The organism is Mesorhizobium sp. CA7 (assembly GCF_020165015.1).
Taxonomy (GTDB): domain Bacteria; phylum Pseudomonadota; class Alphaproteobacteria; order Rhizobiales; family Rhizobiaceae; genus Mesorhizobium.
In genome coordinates this window covers 119,276-140,497 of record NZ_JAIUHH010000001.1, presented here as the reverse complement: position 1 = coordinate 140,497, position 21,222 = coordinate 119,276, and the positions used below count along the sequence as shown (strand labels likewise).

The window sequence follows — 21,222 nt, the reverse complement described above, 5'->3', positions numbered from 1 at the left end:
TTGACTGCCACGGCAGGCGTGGTGCGAATGCAAAGTGACGGAGACCGCAACGATCCCGGTCGCGGCACCGCTGTCATCACGCGCACCAAAACCAAGACCAAGAAGCCCAGTCTCTACCGGGTCCTCATTCTGAACGACGACTACACCCCGATGGAGTTCGTCGTTCACGTCCTGGAACGATTTTTCCAAAAGGACCGCGAAGCCGCCACACGCATCATGCTTCATGTTCACAATCATGGAGTGGGCGAGTGCGGCATCTACACATTCGAGGTGGCCGAGACCAAAGTGTCCCAGGTCATGGATTTCGCCCGACAGAATCAGCATCCGCTGCAATGCGTGATGGAGAAGAAGTGAGGTAACATGCCGGCTTTCTCCCAAGGCCTGGAAAAGGCGCTACATCAGGCGCTGACATTCGCCAACGAGCGGCATCATGAGTATGCGACGCTCGAACATTTGCTGCTCGCCCTGATCGACGATACCGAAGCGGCCGCCGTCATGCGCGCCTGCAACGTCGATCTCGACGAGCTCAAGCATACGGTTCTCACCTATATCGACACCGAGCTCGACAACCTCGTCACCGGTTATGACGAGGATTCGAAGCCGACGGCAGGTTTCCAGCGCGTCATTCAGCGCGCCGTGATCCATGTGCAGTCATCCGGCCGCGAGGAAGTGTCCGGCGCCAACGTGCTCGTCGCCATCTTCGCCGAGCGCGAGAGCCATGCTGCCTATTTCCTGCAGGAACAGCAGATGACACGCTACGACGCGGTCAATTACATCTCGCATGGCATTGCCAAGCGCCCAGGCGCTTCGGAATCGCGCACGCCGCGCGGCGCCGAGGACGAGCAGGGCGGCCAGAACGGCGCCGAACCGCAGGAAGAGGGCGGCAAGAAGAAGCAGCAGGACGCGCTGACGGCCTACTGCGTCAACCTCAACAACAAGGCGCGGGCCGGCAAGATCGACCCGCTGATCGGCCGCGACAGCGAGATCAACCGCACCATCCAGGTGCTGTGCCGCCGTTCCAAGAACAACCCGCTCTATGTCGGCGATCCGGGGGTCGGCAAGACGGCGATCGCCGAAGGCCTCGCCAAGCGCATCGTCGAAGGCGATGTGCCGGAAGTGCTGCAGGACGCCACCATCTTCGCGCTCGACATGGGCACGCTGTTGGCCGGCACCCGCTATCGCGGCGACTTCGAGGAGCGGCTGAAGCAGGTCGTCAAGGAGCTCGAGGACTATCCGGGCGCCGTGCTGTTCATCGACGAGATCCACACGGTGATCGGGGCCGGCGCCACCTCGGGCGGCGCCATGGATGCATCGAACCTTCTGAAGCCGGCGCTGTCGTCCGGCGCCATCCGCTGCATCGGCTCGACCACCTACAAGGAGTTCCGCCAGTTCTTCGAGAAGGACCGCGCGCTGGTGCGGCGCTTCCAAAAGATCGATGTCAACGAGCCGACGATCGAGGACGCCATCGAGATCATGAAGGGCCTGAAGCCCTATTTCGAGGAGTTCCACAAGGTCCGCTACACGAGCGAAGCGATCAAGGCCTCGGTCGAGCTGTCGGCGCGCTACATCAACGACCGCAAGCTGCCGGACAAGGCGATTGACGTGATCGACGAAACCGGCGCCTCGCAGATGCTGGTGCCGGAAGCCAAGCGCAAGAAGACGATCGGCATCAAGGAGATCGAGGCGACGATCGCCACCATGGCGCGCATCCCGCCGAAGACGGTCTCGGCGGATGATGAGAAGGTGCTGCAGGGGCTCGATATCGAGCTGAAGCGCGTCGTCTACGGCCAGGATACGGCCATCACCGCGCTGACCTCGGCGATCAAGCTGGCGCGCGCCGGCCTGCGCGAACCGGAGAAGCCGATCGGCTCCTATCTGTTCTCAGGCCCGACCGGCGTCGGCAAGACGGAAGTCGCCAAGCAGCTTGCCGCCTCGCTCGGCGTCGAACTGATCCGTTTCGACATGTCGGAATACATGGAACGCCACACCGTCTCGCGGCTGATCGGCGCGCCTCCCGGCTATGTCGGCTTCGACCAGGGCGGCCTGCTCACCGACGGCGTCGACCAGCACCCGCATTGCGTGCTGCTGCTCGATGAGGTCGAGAAGGCGCATCCGGACCTGTTCAACATCCTGTTGCAGGTGATGGACCACGGCAAGCTGACCGACCACAACGGCAAGCAGATCGACTTCCGCAACGTGATCCTGATCATGACCACCAATGCTGGCGCCTCGGACGCGCAGCGCGCAGCGATCGGCTTCGGCTCGACCAAGCGCGAGGGCGACGACGTCGAGGCGATCAACCGGCTGTTCACGCCGGAGTTCCGCAACCGCCTGGACGCGATCATCCCGTTCGGTTCGCTGCCGGTGCCGGTCATCCATCAGGTGGTGCAGAAGTTCGTCATGCAGCTTGAGGCCCAGCTCTCCGAGCGGGGCGTCACCTTCGACCTGTCGCCGGACGCGATCGCCTGGCTGGCCGACAAGGGCTATGACGAGCGCATGGGCGCGCGTCCGCTCGGCCGCGTCATCCAGGAGCACATCAAGAAGCCTCTGGCCGACGAGGTGCTGTTCGGCAAGCTCAAGAAGGGCGGCACGGTGCGCGTCACCGTCGAGAAGAAGGAAACCGGCGAGTCCGGCCTGAAGCTCGAATCGCTCGCCGACGAGTCGCCCGTGCAGCCGAAGAAGGAAGAGCCGGAAGACTCGCCGAAGCCGAAGAAGGCGGTGGCCAAGAAGCCGGCGCCCAAGAAGGCCGTGGCGCAGAAGCCGGAGCCGAAGGGCAAGGACGGCAACAAACGCAGCCTTGTGCCGCAACTGCCGCGCAAGGGCTGATCGGCCTTCATTTGAAATGCAAAAGAGCCCCGGCAATGGGGCTCTTTTCTTTTGAGCGGTCAGCGCGCAGTCACCGGGTCGAAGGCTGGGTCAGCTTCCCAGCGCCGCGCGGATCTTGCCGGCGTGCTCGGCCAGCACTTCAGGCTTCTCCATCTGGCCGGAATGCGGCTTCAACGGCACGCCTTCGAAGCGCGGCACGACGTGGACATGGAGATGGTAGACGGTCTGCCCGGAGGCCGATTCGTTGAACTGCATGAGGGTGACGCCGTCGGCGTCGAATGCCTTTTTCACTGCCACGGCCACTTTCTGGACGACCGCGAACAGCGGACCGAGCGTTGCCGGATCGGCGTCGAGCATGTTGCGCGACGGCGCCTTGGGCATCACCAGCGTGTGGCCCATGCCTTGCGGCATCACATCCATGAAGGCGACGACCGCATCGTCCTCGTAGACGCGGTGCGACGGAATCTCGCCGCGCAGGATTTTCGCAAAGATATTGCCGGGATCATAGGCTTCGGCCATGGGGTGACACTCCCAATTGCATTCACCGTCCGGTGTAGCGAAGCCGCGGACGGGCGGCAAGGCGCTCAGGCGGGATCGCTGAAGCGCGTCGTAAGGAATGGATTCGGGCGAAGCGCTTTAAGTCTCTGTTTTCATGTTTCATCGCAGCGGCATGGCGCGCGGTGAAGCCGGCTATTCCCCAAGATCCTTGCGGAAGGGCGTGTGCTCTTCGAGATATTCGGCCATGCGTTCGACCTCGCGTCGCTCGCGCCTGAGATAGTCGGCGACGGCGTTGCGCAAGCCGGGATGCGAGAAGTAGTGCGCCGAATGCATGGTCACCGGCCGGTAGCCGCGCGCCAGCTTGTGCTCGCCCTGCGCGCCTGCCTCCACCACCTTGAGCTTGCGCTCGATGGCGAAATCGATCGCCTGATGGTAGCAGACCTCGAAATGCAGGAAGGGGTGATCCTCGATGCAGCCCCAGTTGCGTCCGTAGAGCGCGTGGGAACCGATGAAGTTGATGGCGCCGGCAATGTAGCGGCCGTTCCGCTTTGCCATCACCAGGAGGATGTCGTCGGCCATGCGCTCGCCGATCAGCGAGAAGAACTGTCGGTTGAGATAGGGCCGGCCCCATTTCCTGCCGCCGGTATCCATGTAGAAGGCGAAGAAATCGTCCCAGGCGCTTTCGGTGATGTCCTTGCCGGTCAGCCAGTCGATCGAGATGCCGTCGGCAAGCGCTTCGCGGCGCTCCTTCTTCATCGCCTTGCGCTTGCGCGAGGCAAGCGTGGCGAGGAAGTCGTCATAGGTCGAAAAGCCTTCGTTGAAGAAATGGAACTGCTGGTCGGTGCGATGCAGGAAGCCCGCCGCCTCCAGGGTCGCCACATCCGGCTCGGTTGCGAAGGTGACATGCGCGGACGAGACGCCGAGCTTGTCGGTCACGAGCTTCAGGCCTTCCGCCAGTCCTGCTTTCACCGCACTTTCATTCTCGCCTCTGCCGACCAGCAGGCGAGGGCCGGTGACTGGTGAAAACGGCACCGAGCATTGCAACTTGGGATAATAGCGGCCGCCGGCGCGCTCGAAGGCGTCCGACCAGCCGTGGTCGAAGACATATTCGCCCTGGCTGTGCGATTTGAGGTAACAAGGGACGGCGCCGAGAAGCCTGCCTTGCGCGGTTTCCAGCCGCAAGTGATGACCCTGCCAGCCCGTGCGCCGGACAGCGCAGCCGGAATCTTCCAGAGCGCTTAGAAAAGCGAATGAAACCAGCGGGTTGTAGCCGTTTTCTTGATCGCCGCGCGTGGTTCCGGCAAAGCCGTTCCATTCCTCGCAGGTGAAGGCGCCGATACCCGCCGCGATGCGGATCGCATAATCCGCGTTCGCTGCCCGTCCATCGTCTTCGTCGCCCTGATCCATGGGGCTTATTTAAGCTTCGCAGGGGCAGCTACAAGTCACGTTTGAGGCACTCGGCTCAGCCAACTCTCACCAGGCCGGGCTCGAAACCCTCGAAGGTCATCTGGTCGGCATATTTGAAGGTGAGGTCGACCGCCGGCTGGTCATGCACGGTCCAGGTAATGACCGGCATCTTCAGCTTTTCGCGCACGAAGCTGACGAAGGGGTTGGGCAGGTCGCCGGCAGCGTAGGAGGTGAAGGCGAGATCGTGCGCGAGCATGGCGAAATGCGCCTCGATCAGCTGATTGTCCCTGCCATAGGCGGTCAGCCCGCCGGGGATGCCGGGGGCGTCCATGGCGAAGTCGCGGATCAGCCAGTGATCGAACGACATGATCGCCACCTTGCCGTTGTAGCGCTTGAGCAGCCGGCCGACGCTTGCCACCAGCCCGGCATCATGGCCGGGAACGCCTTTCAACTCGACCACCAGCGGCACACGGCCGTCGATCAGGTCGAGCGCCTCCTCGAGCGTCGGCACGTGGTCCTTGGTGCCGCCGATCTTGAGCGTCGCCAGTTCGGCCGCGGTGCGTTGCCACACGAAGCCATCCTGGCCGGTCAGCCGTTTCAGATCGCCGTCATGGATGATGACCGGGACGCCGTCGGACGAGAGATGCACGTCGCATTCGATGGCATAGCCGCGCTCGGCCGCCGCGGCGAAAGCCGACAGCGTGTTTTCCCAGCGCGTCTTGTTCATGTCGTGGAAGCCGCGATGCGCGACGGGCTGCGCAATCAGCCAGGACAGATCGGTCATGTTGAGCCTCACTCGACTTCGAAGATCGCTTCGATCTCGACCGCGGCGTTGAGCGGCAGCGAGGCGGTGCCGACGGCGGAGCGGGCATGCTTGCCGCGTTCGCCGAGTGCGGCGACCAGGAAGTCGGAGGCGCCGTTGGCGACAAGATGCTGCTCGACGAAATCCGGCGCGGAGGCGACGAAGACGGTGATCTTGACCAGGCGCCGGACCTTTTCGAGATCGCCCAGCGCGGCCTTGGCCTGCGCCAGGAGGTTGATGGCGCAGAATTTCGCGCCTTCCTTGCCTGTAGCGGTGTCGATGTCGCGGCCGAGCAACCCGCTTGCCTGCAGCTTGCCGTCCTTCAGCGGCAACTGGCCGGCGGTGAACAGCGTGTTGCCGGTGCGGCAATAGGGCACGTAGTTGGCGGCGGGAGCGGCGGCGGCCGGGAGGGTGACGCCAAGATCGCTTAGCCGCTTTTCGATTGTTTCGCTCATTGGTTTTCCCTATTGCTGGAAGACGCCGCGTTGGCCGGGCCGAAATTGCTATTTTTGCCTCGCTTCCGCCACGACTTTTTTTAAGCTGGACCATCTTTCCCTGCGGTCTGCCTCGCAGCCGCGACGATCGGAGCAACGCATGCGCGCAACGCGCCTTTTTCTCGCCGCCGCCTGTTTCTCGGCGATGCTCCCGATGGCGCCGGCCCTTGCGGTGCCCGCGCTGCAGGCGCATCGCGCCGTCTACGATCTCACGCTCAACAAGGCCTCCGATCGCTCAGGCATTACCGGCATCACCGGCCGCATGGTCTATGAGTTCAATGGTTCCGCCTGCGAAGGCTATACGGTGAAATTTCGCTTCGTCACCCAGATTGCCACCGCCGACGGCACGAAGCTGACGGACCAGCAGACGACCACGTTCGAGGATGCAGAAGGCAAAACTTTTTCGTTCGTGACGAAATCCTTCACCGACCAGAACCTCGACAAGGAAGTGAAAGGCACCGCGACCCGGGAGCAGAAGGGCCTGAAAGTCGAGATCGACAAGCCTGAGAAGAACAGCCTCGAGCTTGCAGCGACGCAGTTCCCGACCCAGCATCTGGTCGAGCTGATCGGCAAGGCCGAAAAGGGCGAGAATTTCTACCAGACCAATCTGTTCGACGGCTCTGAGGACGCCAACAAGGTGATGACCACCACCGTCATCGTCGGCAAGAAGACCGATGTCCAGAAATCCGACCCGGAGGCGCCGGCGCTGGCCAAGCTCGCGACCGACAAATACTGGCCGGTCGACATCGCCTATTTCGACGATACCGACAACAAAGGCGAAGAGGTGCCGGAATACCGGATCAGCTTCAAGCTGCACGAGAACGGCATCACCCGCGACCTCGTCATGGACTATGGCGAATTCTCGATGACCGGCAAGCTGGTGAACCTGTCGCTGTTCGATCAGACCAAGCCTTGCCCGGCGTCGAAATAGCAATTGCTGACGGCAGCCGGCCCGGATTGCAGGCTTGGCCTCCGGATACCATGCGTGAGGCTCACCGAATGCGGTGGGCCTGATGGCAGTCTATGTCGATGCGGCGATCTGGAAATGGGCCGGCCACCGCTGGTGCCATCTGCTCGCCGACAATACCGACGAACTCCATCGCTTTGCAGCCGAGCTGGGCCTTAAGCGTTCGTCCTATCAGGGGCCGCCCAAGACATCGGCGCCGCATTACGATATCACTGGCTTCGAGCGTGATCGCGCGGTCAGGCTTGGGGCGATCGAATGCAGCCGCGAGGACATCGTGGCGATCTTCCGCCGCGTGCGGGTTCCGAACGGGAAGGTAAGACGATGACGGTGACGGCGTTCCTGGCTTATTGCGTCGCGATCTCGTTGGCCGCCGCCACGCCTGGACCGGCGATGTTCGCGGTCATCACCAATGGGCTGTCGCGTGGGTTCTTGCGCGCTTTCATAGCCGGCATGGGGGTCGCCGCGGGCGACGCTGTCCTGGTCACCCTGGCGTTGCTCGGTTTGGTGGCGTTGGCCCAGACCTTCGAGTGGATTTTTCTTTTGCTGAAATACGCCGGCGCCGCTTACCTGGTCTTTCTCGGCATCAGGATGTGGCGGGCGGCCGCCCAGAAACCGGACGACTCTCGTCAGACACAGGCGCGGCTGTCGCGGTCCTTCTTTCTCGGCGCGTCCATTGCGCTCGGCAATCCGAAGGCCATTCTGTTCCACGCCTCCATCATGCCGCTGATCCTCAACCTTGACACTATGACCTTCGCCGATGGACTGCTCGTGGTCCTTGTCGTGGTCAGCGTCAATATCATCACCATGGGCCTCTATGCCGCGATGGCGGGGCGGGCTGCCGGGTGGTTCAAGACCCCGAAGCGCATGCGCCTCATGAACAGGCTCGCTGGCGGCGCGATGATCGGTACCGGTGCGCTGATTGCCGCACGTTGATGCGCGAAGTGACACCCGCCTTGCGTTTGTGACGCTTCCCCTCTATATGCGCGCTCATTCCACACACGGACTTTGGTGTCTGCCCGGGAGAAATCCGGCTGAGACCTCCGGTGGCATCAGGACATAAGTCCGAAATGCCTGTGTCCGTGGAGGCCAACCGGAAAGGAACTAAAGAATGGCTCTGCCAGATTTCAGCATGCGCCAGCTTTTGGAAGCTGGTGTTCACTTCGGCCACCAGACCCACCGCTGGAACCCGAAGATGGCGCCCTACATCTATGGCGCCCGCAACAACATCCACATCATAGACCTGTCGCAGACGGTGCCGCTGCTGCACCAGGCCCTGAAGCAGGTATCCGACACCGTCGCCAAGGGCGGCCGCGTGCTGTTCGTCGGCACCAAGCGCCAGGCGTCCGACATCGTCGCCGACGCGGCGCAGCGTTCGGCCCAGTATTATGTCAATTCGCGTTGGCTGGGCGGCATGCTCACCAACTGGAAGACGATCTCGAACTCGATCCAGCGCCTGCGCAAGCTCGACGAGACGCTCTCCGGCGAGGCCCAGGGCCTCACCAAGAAGGAGCGCCTGAACCTCGACCGCGAGCGCGAGAAGCTCAACAAGGCTCTCGGCGGCATCAAGGACATGGGCTCGACGCCGGACCTGATGTTCGTCATCGACACCAACAAGGAAGCGATCGCCATCCTCGAGGCCAAGCGCCTCGGCATCCCGGTCGTGGCCATCATCGATTCGAACTGCGACCCGGACAAGATCGACTTCCCGATCCCCGGCAATGACGACGCGGCCCGCGCCATCCAGCTCTATTGCGATCTGATCGCCAAGGCCGCCATCGACGGCATCGCCCGTCAGCAGGGCGCGCTCGGCGTCGACATCGGCGCTTCGGCGGAGGCTCCGGTCGAGCCGGCCCTCGACGCTCCGGCTGCAGAAGCTCCGGAAGCTTGATAAGGAAGGCCGGAGCCCGGCCTTCATCTTTCCAATAAGTTGGCGCGCTAAAGCGCTTTTGCCGAGCGCATCACCCGAGTCCCGGTTGGTGCGTCGGCGCATTTGAGACAAAGAGGCGACAATGAGCATTTCGGCTGCACAGGTCAAAGAACTCCGCGACTTGACCGGCGCGGGCATGATGGACTGCAAGGCGGCGTTGAACGAGACCAACGGCGACATGGAAGCGGCCGTCGACTGGCTGCGCAAGAAGGGTATCTCCAAGGCCGACAAGAAGGCCGGGCGCACTGCCGCCGAGGGCCTGATCGGCGTCGACGCCGGCGTGCGTGAAGCCGCCATCGTCGAGGTCAATTCCGAGACCGACTTCGTCGCCCGCAACGAGCAGTTCCAGCAACTGGTCCGCAATGTCGCGAAGGTCGCGCTCGCCTATGGCGCAACCGAAGCGGTTGCCGCCGCCAAGTATCCGGGCTCCGACAAGACGGTCACCGAGACCGTCAAGGACGCGGTCGGCACCATCGGCGAGAACATCAATTTCCGCCGTTCGGCCAAGCTCACCGTGCCGCATGGCGTGGTGGCGACCTATGTCCACAATGCGGTTGCCGATGGGCTGGGCAAGCTCGGCGTGCTGGTCGCGATCGAGACCACCGGCAACGAGCATGCCGCGAACGCCTTTGCCCGCCAGGTTGCCATGCACGTCGCCGCCACCAACCCGGTGGCGCTGACGGCCGAAGAGGTCGACCCGGCACTGATCGAGCGCGAGAAGGCGATCTTCTCCGACCAGGCGCGCCAGTCGGGCAAGCCGGAAGCCATCATCGAGAAGATGGTCGAGGGCCGCCTGCGCAAGTTCTACGAAGAGGTGGTGCTTTTGAAGCAGGCCTTCGTGCTCAATCCCGACATCACCGTCGAGAAGGCGCTGAAGGATGCCGAGAAGGAGATCGGCGCTCCGGCGAAGATCACGTCCTATCTGCGCTTCGCGCTGGGCGAAGGCATCGAGAAGGAAACGACCGATTTCGCGGCGGAAGTCGCGGCCGCGGTCAAGAAATAGCTCCGATCCGGGGAGCGCGCGGCGTTTCCTTAAGGTGACGAGCTCACGAGCTCAGGCGACTCGGCCGGGTGTCCGCATGGACGCCCGGCCGATTTCTTGTGCGGTATCGATAAAGGCCCTGAGCTTCGGCGCCATCGACGCGCGGCGCGGGAAATAAAGGAAGAGGCCAGGCTCCTCGATCGCCGTCTGCGGCAGGATCTGGACGAGGCGCCCGGCTGCCAGGTCGGCGCGCACCAGCGGCTCGAAGACGTAGGCGAGCCCGACGCCGGCCAGCGCCAGATCGATGGCGCCAAGCGAATCCGTGACGACGGTCGTGCCGCGCGTCTCGACAACGACATCCTTGCCGTTGTCGTTCAGGTCCCAGCGGTAAAGCGCGCCTGACCGAACGAGCCGGTAGCCGATGCAGTTGTGATTGGCGAGATCGGCCACGTCGCGCGGACGCCCGCGCTTTGCGACATAGGCGGGAGAAGCAACGATCACGGCTTTGAACGGTGGCGTCATCCTGACGGTGACCATGTCCTGCGCGATCATTTCACCCAGCCGGATGCCGGCGTCAAATCCTTCCCCGACGATATCGATGAGTCCCTGATCGGCAACGATCTCGACCGTCACGTCGGGATAGCGTTCCGCCATCGCCGCGACCACCGGCGTCACCGCCAGGGGGATCGCTATGTTGGAGGCGTTGATCCTGAGCAGGCCGGCGGGCCTTCCCATCACGCCTCGAATGCGGTCCATCCGCTCGGCGATGTCCTGCAGGGCAGGGCCCGCAGTCTCCACCAGCGCTTTGCCTGCCTCGGTCAGCGAGACGCTGCGCGTCGTGCGCGCAAAGAGCGGCTGGCCGATGCGCTCCTCCACCAGCCGCACCGCATGGCTGACGGCAGACGGGCTCATGCCGAGTTCAGCCGCGGCAAGCGCGAAGCCGCCGCGCCGGGCCACGGCGACAATGACCGGAAGGTGTGTGAGCAGATCGCGATCCATTCATGAGTGATATCGCACAGTCTTTGCGAACTATGCAATCTTATCGATGCCCCTGAGCCGGCTCATATTGGCTTCAACACATCGGCGGCGGGCTGATGGCCAAGGAGAGACCAAATGAACGCGTTGAGACATGTAACTTTTGCCGCAGGAATGGTGCTGGCGCCGGTCGATGCCGGCGGTGCCGAACCGGCCGGCTGGCAGGCCCTTGCCGACGAGCGTGCCGTCATCCGCATCGCCGACGCCATCGACCGCGCGGTGGATGCGCAGGACTGGAAGCTGGCGCGCAGCTATTTCGCCGAGCGTGTCACCGCCGATTTCAGCAGCCTGTCCGGCCAGCCCGCGGCCAACATCGCGTCCGACGACCTGATCGGCGCCTGGGCGGGCAACCTCAAGGGTAGCAAGACCAGCCTGCATCTGCGCACCAACCATCAGGTCGTGCTCGAAGCCGATGCCGCGACTGTCCGCTCCAATGGCTATGCCTGGAACCGGATGGAAGGCAATGGCGATCCGCTCTGGGAAGTCTGGGGCATCTACGAGCACCACCTGACGCGCTCGGCTTCCGGCTGGAAGGTCGACGGCTTCACCTTCCGCATGACGCATGAGCGCGGCAATCCCTGGGTCAAGGCCACCCCCGGCCAGTGACCGGCAGGAAATCAGTTCAGAATCGGGAGACCACCACCATGACCATGACCTATTACACGCTTGGCAACAGCGGCCTGCGCGTCAGCCGGCTGGCGCTCGGTACCATGACCTTCGGCACCGAATGGGGCTGGGGCGCGGACAGGGACACAGCCCGCGCGATATTCGACTCCTATGCCGAAGCGGGCGGCAATTTCTTCGACACGGCCGACCTCTATACTGGTGGTACCGCCGAGACCTGGCTCGGCGAGTTCGTCGCCGAGCGCGGCCTGCGCGATAAGGCGGTGATCGCCACAAAATTCACCATGAATTCCGAGGCCGGCAATCCGAATGCCGGCGGCAACGGCCGCAAGAACATTATGCGGGCCGTGGACGCCTCGCTGAAACGGCTCGGCACTGACTATATCGACCTTTATCTTCTGCATGTCTGGGACAGGATTACCCCGGCTGAGGAGGTGCTGCGCACGCTGGACGACCTCGTTCGCGCCGGCAAGGTGCGCCATATCGGCCTCTCCGACGTGCCGGCCTGGTATGCCGGCCGCGCCCAGGCGATCGCCGAACTGCGCGGCTACGAGCCGGTCTCGGCGCTGCAGCTCGAATATTCGCTCGCCGAGCGCGCCATCGAACATGAATATGTGCCTTTCGGCACCCGTCATGGCGCCGGCATCATGGTGTGGAGCCCGCTGGCCAGCGGGCTGCTCAGCGGCAAATACAAGCCGACGCAAGCCGGAAGGGCCGGGCGGCTCGACGGTTTCCGCAACACCACGCATCCCGGCTTCCAGAAGTTCAGCGACCGCAACTGGGCGATCGTGGCGGAACTCGAGAAGGTGGCGGCCGAGCTCGGCCGCAGCATGGCCCAGGTTGCGCTCAACTGGGTGGCGACGCAGCCAGGCATCGCTTCCGTCATCCTTGGAGCGACGAAGCTCACTCAGCTGCAGGACAATCTCGGCGCGCTCGATTTTTCGATTCCCGCCGAGCTTCGGGCGCGGCTGGAAAAGGTCAGCGCCATGCCGGCGCCGTTCCCGCATTCCTATTTCGGCTCCGAGATCCAGGTCCGGGTGACCGGCGGCGCCGTGACCGGCGACAAGCCGGCCGGTTATTCGCCCGCGGTCATGATCGAAGGCGAGGCGGTCAGCGTCTCCAGCCGTTGATCAAAGAGGCGGCAACTGACCGAAAAAGCCTGGAATTTTGCACGACGGCGCGGCGTGACATCGCCGCGCCCTTCGTGTATCGGGTCAACCCGTCATGACAGCATCGCCGGATGAAGCGGGGGCGGTTTTGCCTCCAAAATTGTCGCGCCGAGATATTCGAGGAATGAGATGACGGTGAAGCCCCTCTATCGACGTGTCGTGCTGAAGGCTTCCGGCGAAGCGTTGATGGGCGAGCAGCATTTCGGCATCGATGTCTCCGTTGTCGACCGCATCGCCGCCGACATTGCCGAGGCGCGCGCGCTGGGCGTCGAAGTGGGTGTCGTCATCGGCGGCGGCAACATTTTTCGGGGCGTGGCTGTGGCCTCGAAAGGCGGCGACCGGGTCACCGGCGATCACATGGGCATGCTCGCCACCGTCATCAACTCGCTGGCGCTGCGCACCTCGCTCAACAAGATCGGCGTCGATGCCGTTGTGCTTTCGGCGATCGCAATGCCGGAACTTTGCGAGAGCTTTTCCCAACGCCAGGCGACAGCCTATATGAACCAGGGCAAGGTGGTCATTTTCGCCGGCGGCACCGGCAATCCGTTCTTCACCACCGATTCGGCCGCGGCCCTGCGCGCCGCCGAGATCGGCGCCGATGCGCTGTTCAAAGGCACGCAAGTCGACGGGGTCTATTCGGCCGACCCCAAGAAGGACCCGAACGCGGTCCGTTTCGACCGCATCAGCCACGCCGAAGTCATCAAACGCGGGCTTGCGATCATGGACACAGCCGCGATTGCACTTGCGCGTGAAAACAACATTCCGATAATCGTCTATTCGATCCACGAAAAAGGTGGTTTCGGCGATATTCTAAGGGGCGGCGGCCATTGCACGGTCGTCGCGGACAAATAAGCGAGGCCGGCATCCGTTGAACGGTACCGCGGACGGCACGACGGCATAAGCAGTGAACCCGGCGAACGGGTCGAGGAGATGATCATGAGTGGCGAGTTCGAAGACCTGAAGCGACGCATGGACGGGGCGATCGCCGCCTTCAAGCACGACCTGGCGTCGCTGCGCACCGGCCGAGCCTCCAGCAACCTGCTCGACGCCGTCCAGGTCCAGGCCTACGGCACGACGATGCCGATCAACCAGGTGGCCAACGTGACGGTGCCGGAGCCGCGCATGATTTCGGTCTCGGTCTGGGACAAGTCGATGGTCAGCGCGGTCGACCGCGCTATCCGCGAAGCCAATCTGGGCTTCAATCCGATCGTCGACGGCACCAATCTCAGGATCCCGCTGCCGGAGCTCAACGAGCAGCGCCGCAAGGAACTGGTCAAGATCTCGCATGGCTATGCCGAGAACGCACGCGTCGCGGTGCGCCATGTCCGCCGCGACGGCATGGATTTCCTCAAGAAGGCTGAGAAGGACGGCACCATCAGCGAGGACGATCAGCGCAAGCGGTCCGACCAGGTCCAGAAGCTGACCGACGAGATGATCAGCACCATCGATCACCTGCTTTCCGATAAGGAAGCTGAAATCATGCAGGTTTAGGGTCGGGACTTTCCGGCTCGAAAGCGAGACCATGGCAACGCCCGCGCATGTCGCGATCATCATGGATGGAAACGGACGCTGGGCCAAGGCGCGCGGCTTGCCGCGCCTTGCGGGACACCGCGCCGGCGTTGAGGCCCTGCGCAAGACGGTCCGCGCCGCACCCGAGCTCGGCATCTCCTATCTAACGGTCTACGCATTTTCATCGGAGAACTGGTCGCGGCCGAAATCCGAGGTCAGCGACCTCATGGGACTTTTGAAGCTGTTCATCCGCCGCGATCTCGCCGAACTGCATCAGAACGGCGTGCGGGTGAGGGTGATCGGCGACAAAGAGGGGTTGCAGCCCGATATCAGGGGGCTGCTGCACGAGGCCGAATCGCTGACCGCCGGCAATGAGGCGCTGACACTGGTCATCGCCTTCAATTACGGCGGCCGCGACGAGATCGTGCGCACAGCGCGCAAGCTGGCGGAGGCCGTCGCGCGCGGCGACATGGCGAGCGAGGCGATCACGGCCGAAAGCTTTGCCGCATCGCTCGACACACAGGGCATTCCCGATCCCGAGCTGGTGATCAGGACCAGCGGCGAGCTCAGGCTGTCGAACTTCCTTCTCTGGCAGGCTGCCTATAGCGAGCTCGTTTTCCTGCCTTGCTATTGGCCGGACTTCAGCCGCGAGCACCTGGCCGACGCCTTGCGCGACTTTGCCGGCCGTGAACGACGCTTTGGCGGGCTCGCCGCCCGCGATGTCGCGCTTTAGGCGCCGCACCCATGAGCAACCTCCAGCAGCGCGTCATCTCGGCAATCGTGATGGCGGCTCTGACGCTTGCGCTCACCTGGCTCGGCGGATTGCCGTTCCGGCTGTTCTGCGCCGCAATAGCGGCGCTGATCTTCTATGAATGGACGCGCATGGCGCATGCCGGGAACGCCGCGGCGCTCGGCTTCCTGCCGGAAGCACTGATTCTGATCTTCGTCGGCGCGCTGATCGCCGGCCTGCCGGCCTTGTGGCTGCTGCTCCTCGTCGCGATCCTGGTGGCGGCCGCGGCCATTGTCGCTCGGACCAAGGGGGTCGGGCCGTGGGAAGCCTCGGGAGTGGCCTACGCGGCACTCTCCGGCTTTTCGCTCGCCTATCTCCGTGACGACAATCATTCCGGGATGATTGCGATTCTCTTTCTGTTCGCCGTGGTCTGGGCAACCGACATAGCGGCCTATTTCGTCGGCCGCGCGGTCGGCGGCCCGAAGCTCGCGCCGTCAATCTCGCCCGGCAAGACGCAGAGCGGCGCGCTGGGCGGCGCCGTCGGCGGCGTTATCGCCGGAGTTTTGCTCGCAATCGCAGCCGGCGCCGGCAATCTCGTTCAGCTTGGCCTGGTGGCGCTTGCTCTGTCGATCGTTTCGCAAGCCGGCGACCTGTTCGAATCATGGGTCAAGCGCCGGCACGGCGCCAAGGATTCGAGCAATCTCATTCCCGGCCATGGCGGCGTCATGGACAGGGTGGACGGGCTTGTCGCGGCCGCGTTCGCACTGTACGTCATGGGCTGGGTCGCGGCGGGCGCCGAGCATCCGGCATTGGGGCTTTTTCCAAACTGAACGACACAGCAGTAAGGCGAAAAATGGCGCGCGCCACCGATTCGCCCGGATTGATGCCACAGTCGCGGTGGAATGTCGCTCGCGGGCGAATTTGAGGGCATGACTTGAACGACATCTTTCACGCGGTTTTCAGTACACAAGGCTTCGTCCTTGGCACGCTCGTGCCGTTTTTGTTCGTGCTGACCGTCGTCGTGTTCGTCCACGAGATGGGCCACTATCTGATCGGCCGCTGGTGCGGCATCGGCGTGAAGGCTTTTTCCATCGGCTTCGGCCCCGAGCTCTTCGGCTTTTACGACCGCCGCGGCACGCGCTGGAAGCTTTGCGCCATTCCGCTTGGCGGCTACGTCAAATTCGTCGGCGACATGAATGCGACGTCGAGCCAGCCGAGCACGGAGGAGATCGAATCGCTGACGGATGCCGAGCGCGAGGTCGCCTTCCACACGCAACCGATCTGGAAGCGCGCCGCTACCGTCGTTGCGGGGCCGCTGTTCAATTTCCTGCTGACGATCGCCGTATTCGCGGTGCTGTTTTCCCTCTATGGCCGTCCGGTCCTGGAGCCGATGGTGGCCGAGGTGACCGCCGGCAGCCCGGCGGAAAAAGCCGGAATCCGGCCGGGCGACCGGTTCGTCAAAGTCGATGGCAGCAAGGTAGAGACCTTCGCCGACGTGCAGCGGCTGGTTTCAGGCCGGGCTGGCGACGCCATCACCTTCACCATGCTGCGCGACGGCAAGGAAATCGACGTTACGGCCGCGCCGGAGCCCATGGAGCAACAGGATGCGCTGGGCAACAAGGTCAAGGTCGCGGTCATCGGCGTCGTCAACAACGCCGAGCTCGGCCAGCCGCGGCTGATCTCCTACACGCCGGCCGGCGCCGTGGTGGCGGCGGTCGAGGAAACCGGGCACGTGATCGAGCGCACCGGCCAGTTCCTGCAGCGCTTTGCGCTTGGACGCGAGGACAAATGCCAGTTGGGCGGTCCGATCAAGATCGCGAAGATGTCGGGCCAGGCAGCCAAGCTCGGCTTCGAGTGGCTGGTGCAGCTTGTTGCATTTCTGTCAGTCGGAATAGGATTTCTCAATCTGCTGCCGATTCCCCCTCTCGACGGCGGCCACCTGTTGTTCTACGGCGTGGAGGCCGTCATCAGGCGGCCCGTTTCGGAGCGAACGATGGAGATGGCCTACCGGACCGGGTTGTTCCTGGTGCTCGGATTCATGGGCTTCGTATTTTGGAACGATCTGTTTGGATGCTGAAATCATGAAGAAATTTGGCTTCAGCTTCGGTCATATTGAGATGCCGTTTACCATGCGTGGGGATATGCGTGACGCGAAAGCCACGCGGTACGGTTAAGTAAATACAAATTAACCGGGAGCCTTGCGTGTAGGGAAAATCCGGTTAATACGGTAAGGGAAAATACCGCACGTCCGGTTTTCTCGCCGTGGGGACTACGAGAAAAAGGTACAAAAGCCCGATGAAGGCAGCATCCAAGTTTCTGAGCGCCGCTTCCGCGGCGGCTTTGTCCGCCGCTCTGGTCGTGCCAGGCGCGCTCGCAGTGCAGTTCGCCGCCACGTCGGTGGCCGAGGCCGCGGTCATTTCGCGTGTCGAGGTCAGCGGCAACCAGCGCGTCGATGCGGAAACCATCCGCAATTACATTTCGATCAAGCCGGGCAAGCCTTTTTCCAGCTCCGATATCGACGACGCCGTCAAGGCGCTGTTCGGCACAGGTCTGTTCTCGGACGTTCAGATCAACCAGGTCGGTTCGAGCCTGGTCGTCAAGGTTTCCGAATACAAGGTCGTCAACCAGGTCCTGTTCCAGGGCAACAAGAAGATCAAGGACAACGCGCTTCAGATGGGTATCCAGCTGAAGCCGCGTGCAACCTTCTCGCAGCAGGCGCTGGACGCCGATGTCGAGGCGATCAAGACGGCCTACAAGCGCATTGGCCGCGACGACGCCGCGGTGACCACGCAGGTCATGGATCTCGGCGACAATCGCGTGAACGTTGTCTTCAACATCAACGAAGGCGGCCGCACCCAGATCGCGGCGATCAACTTCGTCGGCAACCACGCTTATTCCAGCCGCCGCCTGTCGGACGTCATCAACACCAAGCGCTCGTCCTGGCTGTCCTTCGTGCTGCGCGACGACGTCTATGACGAGGACAAGCTGCGCGCCGACCAGGAGCTGCTGCGCCGCTTCTACTACAATCACGGCTATGCCGACTTCCAGGTCGTCTCGGCCGTCGGCGAGCTTGACGACGCCACCAACAAATACACGGTCACCATCACCGTGCAGGAAGGCGATCGCTATACGTTCGGCGACGTCAGCGTGGAAAGCACCATTCCTGAAGTCGATTCGAAGTCGCTGGAATCGGCGGTCGAAACCCACAAGGGCGACGTCTACAACGCCAAGGATGTCGAGGATTCGATCGTCGCGTTGACCGAGAAGGTCGCGGGTTCGGGCTACGCTTTCGCCCAGGTGACGCCGCGCGGCGACCGCAATTTCGAGAACCACACCATTTCGGTCGTCTACACCATCGACCAGGGCACCAAGGCCTATGTCGAGCGCATCGAAATCCGCGGCAACGACCGCACGCGCGACTATGTCATCCGTCGCGAATTCGATGTCAGCGAAGGCGATGCCTTCAACCAGGTTCTCATCCAGCGCGCGAAGAAGCGGCTGGAAGCCCTTGATTACTTCCAGTCTGTTGACATCTCGACGGTTCCTGGCTCGGCGCCTGACCAGGTCGTGCTGGTGGTCACGGTGGTCGAGAAATCGACCGGCGAGTTTTCGGTCGGCGCCGGCTATTCGACCGGCGGCGACACGCCCGGCCCGTCCATCGAAGGCTCAGTCACCGAACGCAATTTCCTCGGCCGCGGTCAGTACATCAAGCTGTCGGCGGGCGGCGGCAAGCACTCGCGAGACTTTGCTATTTCCTTCACTGAGCCGTATTTCCTCGGACGGCGCATCGCGGCCGGCTTCGACATCTACAAGTCGACTCGGGAATACAGCCACTACGATACAGACGTTACTGGGGCGACCATCCGCTTTGGCCTGCCGATCACCAACAACGTCTCGACGCAGCTGGCCTATAACATCTCCCAGGAAAAGTATTCCTACCCGGACGATTGCTTAACCGGCGGCGCGCTGGACCCGGCAAAATGCGACGTGTCTCCAGCAATCCAGGCTGGCATTGCCGAGAGCCCGTGGCTCAAGTCCTCAGTCAGCCTTGGATTGGTTTACAACACCATCGACGACATGAAGAACCCGCATGAGGGTCTGTACGTCACCGGCATGACCGAGTTTGCCGGTCTTGGCGGCGATGCCAAGTGGGTGAAGGTGACCGGGCGTGCCAGTGTTTATCAGACCTTGTCAGAGCAGCTTGATCTGGTCGGCCTGGTTTCGGGCGGCGCGGGCTATCTTGCGGCCTATGGCAGCAACGATCTGCGTGTCTTTGACTATTTCCAGAGCAACGACCGCATGATCCGCGGTTTCGAGTATGGCGGTATTGGCCCTGTGGCTAGCGGCGGCAGCGGCGACCATCTCGGTGGCACAACCTACTTCAATGCCTCGGCTGAAGCACAGTTCCCACTGCCCGTCATTCCGGAGAGCTTCGGCCTGCGGGGCGCGGTCTTTGCGGATGCAGCGACGCTTTATGGCAATAACCTTGTCGGTGTCGATTCGTCCTCAACGGGCATGAAGTTGCGTGCTTCTGTCGGTGTCGGCCTGATGTGGGCTTCGCCGTTCGGCCCGATCCGTATCGACTATGCGATCCCGGTCAAGAAAGAGTCGACTGACAACGTGCAGGAATTCAACTTCGGTATCGCGACCCGCTTCTAATTTTGTGGTTGCGATGGTTCCGGGCCGGAAGACGGCCCGGACTGGACCGATCCAACCCAGCTGGATATTACTTCTGGAATGACCGATCCGGTGTTCTTCGCGCCTTCACGCCGGTACACGGCTGGCGAGGTCGCGAATCTGACCGGCGCCAGCCTGTTCGATTCCGATCAGGCCGAAATAGCCATCGAGGCGCTGGCTCCCGCCAACGAGGGTGGCAACGGCGCGCTCGTCTTTGTCGACGGCAAGCGCAATTTCGCCTTGATGCCGTCGCTCAGGGCGGCCGCGGTGCTATGCCCGGCCGATTTTGCCAGCAAGGCGCCGCCGGGCATCGCGGTGCTCATGCATCCGCGCCCGCAGCAAGCCTTTGCGATGGTCGGGCGCCTGTTGTTTCCGCAGGCTGCGACTCCGGGGCCATTGACCGGAGAAACCGGCATATCGCCCCATGCGTTTATCGATCCATCCGCGCATATCGAGGACGGGGCGATCGTAGAGGCAGGCGCCGTGATCGGTCCCGGCGTATCCATCGGCAGCGGCACGGTCGTTGCGCCCCACGCCGTTGTCGGCCGTTCCTGCCAGATCGGCCGCGACGGCTTCATCGGCCCCGGCGTCAGCATTCAATATGCGCTTATCGGCAACCGCGTCATCATCCATGGCGGCGCCAGGATCGGCCAGGACGGTTTCGGCTTCGTTGGCGGCGCCAAAGGGCCTGAACGCGTGCCGCAGATCGGCCGCGTCATCATTCAGGACGATGTCGAGATCGGCTCCAATTCGACTGTCGACCGCGGCGCGATGTCCGACACCGTCATCGGCCAAGGCACCAAGATCGACAATCTGGTGCAGATCGCCCACAATGTTCGCATCGGCCGCAATTGCATTATAGCCGGGCTTTCGGGTATTTCCGGTTCCGTCGTCGTCGGCGACAATGTCACCATGGGCGGCGGTGTCGGCCTCGCCGATCATCTGACCATCGGGCCAGGAGCCAAGCTTGCTGCGAGAAGTGGATTCATGAACAACGTGCCGGCAGGCGAAGTCTGGGGGGGGTATCCGGCGCAGCCCATGGCGGAAGCCATGCGCGAGATAGCGATGCTGCGCAGGATGGCCAGGACGCGCAAGCAAGGCGACGGAAATGGCTGATACGGTGGCAACTTCACTCGACGCGGTCGACATCATGGGGCTTATGAAGCTCCTGCCGCACCGCTATCCGTTCCTGCTGATCGATCGCATCGTCGACATAGACGGCGACGAGTCCGCAGTCGGCATCAAGAACGTGACCATCAACGAGCCGCATTTCCAGGGCCACTTTCCCCAGCAGCCAGTCATGCCCGGCGTGCTCATCATCGAGGCGATGGCCCAGACCGCGGGCGCGATCTGCATTCGCAGCCTCAACACCGAGAAGCCGTCGCTGGTTTATTTCATGACCATCGACAACGCGAAATTCCGCAAGCCGGTCGTTCCAGGCGATCAGCTCAGGATCCACGTCAAGAAGATCAAAAAACGCGGCAACCTGCTGAAATTCGCCTGCGAGGCGATGGTTGACGGCGCGAAAGCCGCCGAAGCCGAGGTTTCGGCCATGATGGTTACCGGCTGACGGTT

22 protein-coding genes are annotated in these 21,222 nt (G+C 62.9%); 17 read left to right on the top strand and 5 right to left on the bottom strand.

Annotated elements, in window-relative coordinates:
- The first annotated feature begins 27 nt into the window (after positions 1–27).
- Both clpS and clpA read left to right on the top strand, forming a co-directional pair.
- Entirely contained in the window at positions 28–354 is a 327-nt protein-coding gene (gene clpS, locus LB552_RS00625) for an ATP-dependent Clp protease adapter ClpS (RefSeq protein WP_036258315.1), read from the top strand.
- 6 nt (positions 355–360) lie between these two features.
- Positions 361–2,826, top strand: coding sequence for an ATP-dependent Clp protease ATP-binding subunit ClpA (gene clpA, locus LB552_RS00620; protein WP_095765347.1), 2,466 nt, complete (start codon positions 361–363; stop codon positions 2,824–2,826).
- Between the two features lie 90 nt (positions 2,827–2,916).
- Here the strand turns inward: clpA and LB552_RS00615 are convergent, their stop codons facing one another.
- The 4 genes from LB552_RS00615 to LB552_RS00600 form a co-directional block, all read right to left on the bottom strand.
- Positions 2,917–3,345 (bottom strand): HIT family protein, encoded by a 429-nt coding sequence (locus LB552_RS00615; protein WP_224601216.1) that lies wholly within the window; start codon positions 3,343–3,345, stop codon positions 2,917–2,919.
- 171 nt (positions 3,346–3,516) lie between these two features.
- On the bottom strand, positions 3,517–4,731 hold the full coding sequence (locus LB552_RS00610; protein ID WP_224601214.1) for a GNAT family N-acetyltransferase: 1,215 nt from the start codon (positions 4,729–4,731) through the stop codon (positions 3,517–3,519).
- A gap of 55 nt (positions 4,732–4,786) precedes the next feature.
- Entirely contained in the window at positions 4,787–5,515 is a 729-nt protein-coding gene (locus tag LB552_RS00605) for a glycerophosphodiester phosphodiesterase (protein ID WP_224601213.1), read from the bottom strand.
- 8 nt (positions 5,516–5,523) lie between these two features.
- Positions 5,524–5,988: a RidA family protein gene (locus tag LB552_RS00600; protein WP_224528804.1), complete on the bottom strand. Its 465-nt coding sequence runs from the start codon at positions 5,986–5,988 to the stop codon at positions 5,524–5,526.
- Positions 5,989–6,127: 139 nt separating this feature from the next.
- Between LB552_RS00600 and LB552_RS00595 the strand changes: the two genes are divergently transcribed.
- The 5 genes from LB552_RS00595 (at position 6,128) to tsf (ending at position 9,924) form a co-directional block, all read left to right on the top strand.
- Positions 6,128–6,958: a cell envelope integrity EipB family protein gene (locus LB552_RS00595; protein ID WP_095765616.1), complete on the top strand. Its 831-nt coding sequence runs from the start codon at positions 6,128–6,130 to the stop codon at positions 6,956–6,958.
- Positions 6,959–7,040: 82 nt separating this feature from the next.
- Positions 7,041–7,319 carry a DUF4031 domain-containing protein gene (locus LB552_RS00590; protein WP_140841277.1) on the top strand — a complete coding sequence of 93 codons (279 nt, stop codon included), beginning with the start codon at positions 7,041–7,043 and terminating at the stop codon, positions 7,317–7,319.
- Complete coding sequence (locus tag LB552_RS00585; RefSeq protein ID WP_140841279.1) at positions 7,316–7,927, top strand: LysE family translocator; 612 nt, start codon at positions 7,316–7,318, stop codon at positions 7,925–7,927. The genes LB552_RS00590 and LB552_RS00585 overlap by 4 nt, the downstream gene beginning before the upstream one ends.
- A gap of 175 nt (positions 7,928–8,102) precedes the next feature.
- Entirely contained in the window at positions 8,103–8,882 is a 780-nt protein-coding gene (rpsB, locus tag LB552_RS00580; RefSeq protein WP_095765354.1) for a 30S ribosomal protein S2, read from the top strand.
- 121 nt (positions 8,883–9,003) lie between these two features.
- The gene (gene tsf, locus LB552_RS00575) at positions 9,004–9,924 is read left to right on the top strand and encodes a translation elongation factor Ts (protein WP_140841281.1); all 921 of its coding nucleotides are present in this window, start codon (positions 9,004–9,006) and stop codon (positions 9,922–9,924) included.
- Between the two features lie 51 nt (positions 9,925–9,975).
- Here the strand turns inward: tsf and LB552_RS00570 are convergent, their stop codons facing one another.
- Positions 9,976–10,902 (bottom strand): LysR family transcriptional regulator, encoded by a 927-nt coding sequence (locus LB552_RS00570; RefSeq protein WP_224601211.1) that lies wholly within the window; start codon positions 10,900–10,902, stop codon positions 9,976–9,978.
- Positions 10,903–11,016: 114 nt separating this feature from the next.
- Between LB552_RS00570 and LB552_RS00565 the strand changes: the two genes are divergently transcribed.
- The 10 genes from LB552_RS00565 (at position 11,017) to fabZ (ending at position 21,217) form a co-directional block, all read left to right on the top strand.
- Positions 11,017–11,544 (top strand): nuclear transport factor 2 family protein, encoded by a 528-nt coding sequence (locus LB552_RS00565; RefSeq protein WP_224601209.1) that lies wholly within the window; start codon positions 11,017–11,019, stop codon positions 11,542–11,544.
- Between the two features lie 38 nt (positions 11,545–11,582).
- Complete coding sequence (locus LB552_RS00560; protein ID WP_224601207.1) at positions 11,583–12,692, top strand: aldo/keto reductase; 1,110 nt, start codon at positions 11,583–11,585, stop codon at positions 12,690–12,692.
- Between the two features lie 168 nt (positions 12,693–12,860).
- Positions 12,861–13,583 carry a UMP kinase gene (pyrH, locus tag LB552_RS00555; protein WP_095765617.1) on the top strand — a complete coding sequence of 241 codons (723 nt, stop codon included), beginning with the start codon at positions 12,861–12,863 and terminating at the stop codon, positions 13,581–13,583.
- A gap of 84 nt (positions 13,584–13,667) precedes the next feature.
- Positions 13,668–14,222: a ribosome recycling factor gene (gene frr, locus LB552_RS00550; protein WP_095765618.1), complete on the top strand. Its 555-nt coding sequence runs from the start codon at positions 13,668–13,670 to the stop codon at positions 14,220–14,222.
- A gap of 31 nt (positions 14,223–14,253) precedes the next feature.
- A complete protein-coding gene (locus tag LB552_RS00545; protein ID WP_140841287.1) occupies positions 14,254–14,973 on the top strand; it encodes an isoprenyl transferase in 720 nt (239 codons plus the stop codon).
- A gap of 11 nt (positions 14,974–14,984) precedes the next feature.
- The gene (locus LB552_RS00540; RefSeq protein WP_224601205.1) at positions 14,985–15,800 is read left to right on the top strand and encodes a phosphatidate cytidylyltransferase; all 816 of its coding nucleotides are present in this window, start codon (positions 14,985–14,987) and stop codon (positions 15,798–15,800) included.
- 104 nt (positions 15,801–15,904) lie between these two features.
- Positions 15,905–17,047, top strand: coding sequence for an RIP metalloprotease RseP (gene rseP / locus LB552_RS00535; RefSeq protein WP_140841291.1), 1,143 nt, complete (start codon positions 15,905–15,907; stop codon positions 17,045–17,047).
- A gap of 218 nt (positions 17,048–17,265) precedes the next feature.
- Positions 17,266–19,629, top strand: a complete 2,364-nt coding sequence (bamA, locus tag LB552_RS00530; RefSeq protein ID WP_224601203.1) for an outer membrane protein assembly factor BamA — start codon at positions 17,266–17,268, stop codon at positions 19,627–19,629.
- A gap of 78 nt (positions 19,630–19,707) precedes the next feature.
- A complete protein-coding gene (lpxD, locus tag LB552_RS00525; protein WP_224601202.1) occupies positions 19,708–20,763 on the top strand; it encodes a UDP-3-O-(3-hydroxymyristoyl)glucosamine N-acyltransferase in 1,056 nt (351 codons plus the stop codon).
- Positions 20,756–21,217, top strand: coding sequence for a 3-hydroxyacyl-ACP dehydratase FabZ (gene fabZ / locus LB552_RS00520; protein WP_095765364.1), 462 nt, complete (start codon positions 20,756–20,758; stop codon positions 21,215–21,217). Before lpxD ends, fabZ begins: the two co-directional genes overlap by 8 nt.
- Positions 21,218–21,222 lie beyond the last annotated feature (5 nt).

Excerpts from the sequence above, each read along its gene's own strand:
- LB552_RS00540 (WP_224601205.1), top strand. The coding sequence starts at position 14,985 with ATGAGCAACCTCCAGCAGCGCGTCATCTCGGCAATCGTGATGGCGGCT.
- LB552_RS00600 (WP_224528804.1), bottom strand. The coding sequence starts at position 5,988 with ATGAGCGAAACAATCGAAAAGCGGCTAAGCGATCTTGGCGTCACCCTC.
- frr (WP_095765618.1), top strand. The coding sequence starts at position 13,668 with ATGAGTGGCGAGTTCGAAGACCTGAAGCGACGCATGGACGGGGCGATC.
- fabZ (WP_095765364.1), top strand. The coding sequence starts at position 20,756 with ATGGCTGATACGGTGGCAACTTCACTCGACGCGGTCGACATCATGGGG.
- LB552_RS00545 (WP_140841287.1), top strand. The coding sequence starts at position 14,254 with ATGGCAACGCCCGCGCATGTCGCGATCATCATGGATGGAAACGGACGC.
- LB552_RS00570 (WP_224601211.1), bottom strand. The coding sequence starts at position 10,902 with ATGGATCGCGATCTGCTCACACACCTTCCGGTCATTGTCGCCGTGGCC.
- LB552_RS00590 (WP_140841277.1), top strand. The coding sequence starts at position 7,041 with ATGGCAGTCTATGTCGATGCGGCGATCTGGAAATGGGCCGGCCACCGC.
- lpxD (WP_224601202.1), top strand. The coding sequence starts at position 19,708 with ATGACCGATCCGGTGTTCTTCGCGCCTTCACGCCGGTACACGGCTGGC.
- LB552_RS00605 (WP_224601213.1), bottom strand. The coding sequence starts at position 5,515 with ATGACCGATCTGTCCTGGCTGATTGCGCAGCCCGTCGCGCATCGCGGC.
- LB552_RS00560 (WP_224601207.1), top strand. The coding sequence starts at position 11,583 with ATGACCATGACCTATTACACGCTTGGCAACAGCGGCCTGCGCGTCAGC.
- pyrH (WP_095765617.1), top strand. The coding sequence starts at position 12,861 with ATGACGGTGAAGCCCCTCTATCGACGTGTCGTGCTGAAGGCTTCCGGC.
- rpsB (WP_095765354.1), top strand. The coding sequence starts at position 8,103 with ATGGCTCTGCCAGATTTCAGCATGCGCCAGCTTTTGGAAGCTGGTGTT.
- tsf (WP_140841281.1), top strand. The coding sequence starts at position 9,004 with ATGAGCATTTCGGCTGCACAGGTCAAAGAACTCCGCGACTTGACCGGC.
- clpS (WP_036258315.1), top strand. The coding sequence starts at position 28 with ATGCAAAGTGACGGAGACCGCAACGATCCCGGTCGCGGCACCGCTGTC.
- LB552_RS00595 (WP_095765616.1), top strand. The coding sequence starts at position 6,128 with ATGCGCGCAACGCGCCTTTTTCTCGCCGCCGCCTGTTTCTCGGCGATG.
- LB552_RS00585 (WP_140841279.1), top strand. The coding sequence starts at position 7,316 with ATGACGGTGACGGCGTTCCTGGCTTATTGCGTCGCGATCTCGTTGGCC.
- LB552_RS00615 (WP_224601216.1), bottom strand. The coding sequence starts at position 3,345 with ATGGCCGAAGCCTATGATCCCGGCAATATCTTTGCGAAAATCCTGCGC.
- bamA (WP_224601203.1), top strand. The coding sequence starts at position 17,266 with ATGAAGGCAGCATCCAAGTTTCTGAGCGCCGCTTCCGCGGCGGCTTTG.
- LB552_RS00565 (WP_224601209.1), top strand. The coding sequence starts at position 11,017 with ATGAACGCGTTGAGACATGTAACTTTTGCCGCAGGAATGGTGCTGGCG.
- LB552_RS00610 (WP_224601214.1), bottom strand. The coding sequence starts at position 4,731 with ATGGATCAGGGCGACGAAGACGATGGACGGGCAGCGAACGCGGATTAT.
- clpA (WP_095765347.1), top strand. The coding sequence starts at position 361 with ATGCCGGCTTTCTCCCAAGGCCTGGAAAAGGCGCTACATCAGGCGCTG.